The 3,915-nt window shown below is 43.7% G+C and carries 4 protein-coding genes; 2 read left to right on the top strand and 2 right to left on the bottom strand.

The genetic code is table 11. From position 1 onward, the window contains the following. Positions 1-80: 80 nt before the first annotated feature. Positions 81-1,268 (bottom strand): alanine racemase, encoded by a 1,188-nt coding sequence (alr, locus tag HWQ37_RS32920; RefSeq protein ID WP_292755358.1) that lies wholly within the window; start codon positions 1,266-1,268, stop codon positions 81-83. Positions 1,269-1,537: 269 nt separating this feature from the next. Between alr and HWQ37_RS32915 the strand changes: the two genes are divergently transcribed. After that, positions 1,538-2,035 (top strand): HNH endonuclease, encoded by a 498-nt coding sequence (locus HWQ37_RS32915; RefSeq protein ID WP_094349059.1) that lies wholly within the window; start codon positions 1,538-1,540, stop codon positions 2,033-2,035. A gap of 61 nt (positions 2,036-2,096) precedes the next feature. Here HWQ37_RS32915 and HWQ37_RS32910 read toward each other — a convergent pair whose 3' ends face one another. After that, a complete protein-coding gene (locus HWQ37_RS32910) occupies positions 2,097-2,246 on the bottom strand; it encodes a hypothetical protein (RefSeq protein ID WP_292755357.1) in 150 nt (49 codons plus the stop codon). 433 nt (positions 2,247-2,679) lie between these two features. On the opposite strand from HWQ37_RS32910, the gene HWQ37_RS32905 reads away from it, so the two are divergent. Continuing rightward, the coding region (locus HWQ37_RS32905) for a DHH family phosphoesterase (RefSeq protein WP_292755355.1) at positions 2,680-3,915 on the top strand (1,236 nt) is incomplete at its 3' end.

Raw genomic sequence — 3,915 nt, 5'->3', positions numbered from 1 at the left:
GGCAGGGGAGGCAGGGGAGGCAGGGGGAGAATAACCAATGCCCAATGCCCAATGCCCAATGCCCAATGCCCAATGCCCAATTACATGACTGCAACACGAGGCAGACGATGCTTGAATCCACAGAGAATTTCCCAAGAAATAGTGTTTAATTGTTTTGCCCAATCGTCTGCTGAAATTTGTTCTTTTCCCTGTTCTCCTAGTAAGGTGACTACTTCTCCTTCTTGGATATTGGGTATGGCACTCACATCCAGCATCAACTGATCCATTGTAATTGTCCCAATTTGCGACACGCGCTGACCGCGAATTAAGGCTTGCATTTTGTTGGAAAGACTGCGAGGAACACCGTCAGCATAGCCAATTCCCACGACAGCGAGGCGAAGTTCACGCGGGGCAGTAAATTTATAGCCGTAGCTAACAGCTGTTCCGGCGGCAATTGTTTTAACTTGGGTGACTCGTGCTTTAAGTTGCAAAACAGGCTTGAGATCGATCGCATTTTGTAAATGCGGTGCTGGGTAGAGTCCATAAACAGCTAAACCTACACGCACCATGTCGTAGTGCAATGCCGGATTTGTGAGTGCGGCGGCTGAGTTTGCCAAATGCAAACAGGGTACTGGAATTCCCATTGCTTTGATTTGAGCGATCGCATCCTCAAATCGTTTATGCTGTTCTTCCATTGCCGTGGTATCAAGTTCGTCTGCTGTCGCCAAATGAGAATAAATACTGGCAATCTCAAGATGTGGTAATCGCTGCACTAATTGCACAAATTCGCCAGCTTGCTGCCAATTAGTTCCCAACCTCGACATTCCTGTGTCTAATTTAATGTGTACGGGTACTGGAGAACCATGATTCATCGATTCCAGAGTATCAGAAAATACTAAAGCTTGTTTAGGGCTACAGAGTGTGGGCTGAAGTTTCCATTGTGCGATCGCATGAATCTGCTCTAATGTATGAGTTGCCCCTAAAATCAAAATGGGCGCTTCAATCCCACCTTCTCGCAATTGAATCGCTTCTGGAACTGTAGCTACACCTAGCCAACTAGCTCCCGATTGGATGGCAATTTGGGCGACTGTTACTGCTCCATGTCCGTAGGCATCAGCTTTTATTACTGCCATCAATTGGGTACGCGGTGATAAAAACTGCACCAATTGCTGTACATTGTACGACAACGCCTCTAAATCAATTTCTACCCAGGCTCGTTGTGAAAACCATGCGTAGGTATCGCACTGCTGATTAGGAACTACACCGGGGATTTGTTTGCGACTTAACATTTGTACTGACTCCTATCTCGCCACGGCTAAACTTTCAAGTTATCTATCTATACACGCTCCTAAAAGCGAGATCAGATTAAATAGGAAGTTTAACCTTCAGATTGGAATTGATACAAGATGTTGGGGCATTGGGCATTGGTTATTAATTCTTCTCCCCCTGCTCCCCTGCCCCATGCCCAATTCTCCCAAAAGTATAATTTCTTCTCATCTCCCTAGCAGGGTGTATTTGTGTTAATATATTGTAAAACTCATACCCTTGAGCGTAAATAATGGGGAAGGTTTTAGTCTTAAACGCCTCTTACGAACCTCTCAATATAACGAGTTGGCGTCGTGCTGTAGTTCTTTTAATCAAGGGCAAAGCAGAACGTGTGGAACACAACGGTAAATTTCTGTACACGGATTTTCCGTTGCCGACCGTGATCCGGTTGCGTCATTATGTACGTGTTCCTTATAAAGAAATCCCTCTAACTCGCCGAAATATATTGCACCGTGATGGTCATGCCTGTCAATACTGTGGTTACACAGGGGATGAGTTGACACTAGACCATGTAATACCGCGATCGCGCGGCGGAGGCGATACTTGGGAGAATATTGTTACCGCTTGTGTCCGTTGCAATGTCAAAAAAGGCAGTCGGACTCCCCACGAAGCTCACATGCCTTTGCGTCATCCCCCGCGCCAACCTTATAGCAGTCTCTATTTCGAGGTCAGCAAACATCTTAAGAGTGGACTGCATACAGAGTGGCAAAAGTATGTTATAGGTCTTTGAGCAAAAAATCAGAGGAGCAGAGAGGAAATATCCTCTTAACTTTAGGACATAGCCAATAACTTTAGTTATCTGTTAAAAAATTGGCGACTATATGGCTAGCAACAAAGGCGATCGCATCAACTATCAAGCTTTTAAATTTGTTGTATGTATATAGAGTTTCCCCTTTGCTCCTCATTACCCCTGTATTCTGCCCTTTTCCATTAGACTTCACTCTCAATTTTCAGAGGTATACAAAACCCGCGTTGTTCATCAAAAATAATTGTTAATTGCTCAATAGTCACAATAATGAGAATATTAACCATACGAATATTTTAAATATCAAGGTCTAATTCTAAAGTGTAAGATAGAAAGTATACTCTAAGTTAGATAAAAATCTCCCTGATTCAATTTACGAGAGAGAACAAAACTCCTAAAACATATTTATGCTGCCAGATACAGCCCGATATCCTCAACTTACTTGCTGTATGCCCTTTAGTGGAAGTTAGTTGATTGTTGAGCGCTGTTACTGATAAGAAATATACTTAGATGTATAGTGCAATGTCTTGAGATTTTTGCGAAGATCATAATAATGTGGCTAAATTCAGGGAATTGCTGCTCGTAGTATTTCTGAATTAAAGGAGCCTCACACTTTAAAAAAGTTCCCTATGTACTTTAATTCTCCCGTTACTCAGTTTGAGAGTTTGTCATTGACCACAGAGCCAAACCCAGAGGAACCTGAAATCGAGAAAGCGCCAGTGGAAGTTGCATTTAAAAGTCCGTCATTACCGCCATCGGTAGGTGATGGAGCGATATATCTCAGTAACCGTGGTAATTCTCTGGCACAACAAAAGTCAGAAGAACTGCAAAGAACCCTTTTGGCACACCGACACGATCGCCAACTGGTAATTCTGCAAGATTTTCCCGACCCTGATGCCCTTTCCTGTGCCTGGGCTTACCAGTTAATTGCCCAGCAATATGATATCAAATGTGAAATCATTTATGCTGGCGCATTGAGCCATCAAGAAAATATTGCCTTGGTAAGGCTGACTAACTTACCTATCCAACGCTGGACAACACAAACCTTGAAAACAAAAGATTTGTCATCTTATCAAGGTTTTGTATTAATTGACAACCAGGGAACCACTTCACAACTACTGTCATCGGTGCAACAGGCTGGAATCCCTTTAGTGGTACTCATCGACCATCACAGCATCCAAGGCGATTTGCAATCAGAATTTGAGGATATTCGCCCTTACGTAAGAGCGACGGCAACAATTTTTACTCAGTACCTGCAAACGGGATTATTAGCATTAGATAGCAGCATAAATCAACACGTCAAATGCGCTACTGCCTTAATGCATGGCTTGCGATCCGATACAAATCGGCTGATGCAAGCGCAAGAAGAAGATTTTATGGCGGCGGCGTATTTAAGCCGATTTTATGACGCGCAACTGCTGAATGCTATTTTACAGGCCAACCGTTCCAAGCGGGTAATGGATGTGATCGAGCGATCGCTAAAAAATCGCATCGTCCAAAATAACTTTTCCATTGCTGGTGTAGGGTACTTACGCTACGAAGACCGTGATGCCATCCCCCAAGCGGCTGATTTTCTCGTCACCGAAGAAAACGTTCACACCGCCGTAGTTTATGGCATTGTTCACGATGAAGACGAAGAACTAGAAATAGTCATTGGTTCCTTGAGAACCAGTAAACTTACCCTTGACCCCGATGAATTCATCAAAGAAGCCTTTGGACAAGATAGTGCAGGGCGCTTTTTCGGCGGTGGAAGAACAAGCGCAGGTGGCTTTGAAATTCCGATGGGCTTCTTATCAGGCAGCAACGAAAATTCCGCTTATGCGAAAATGAAATGGGAAGTATTCGACGCTCAAATTAAGCAAAAA

This window comes from Nostoc sp. NMS4, from assembly GCF_017115095.1.
In the GTDB taxonomy this organism is placed as follows: Bacteria; Cyanobacteriota; Cyanobacteriia; order Cyanobacteriales; family Nostocaceae; genus Nostoc.
This window is presented reverse-complemented; position numbering and strand designations above follow the sequence as displayed.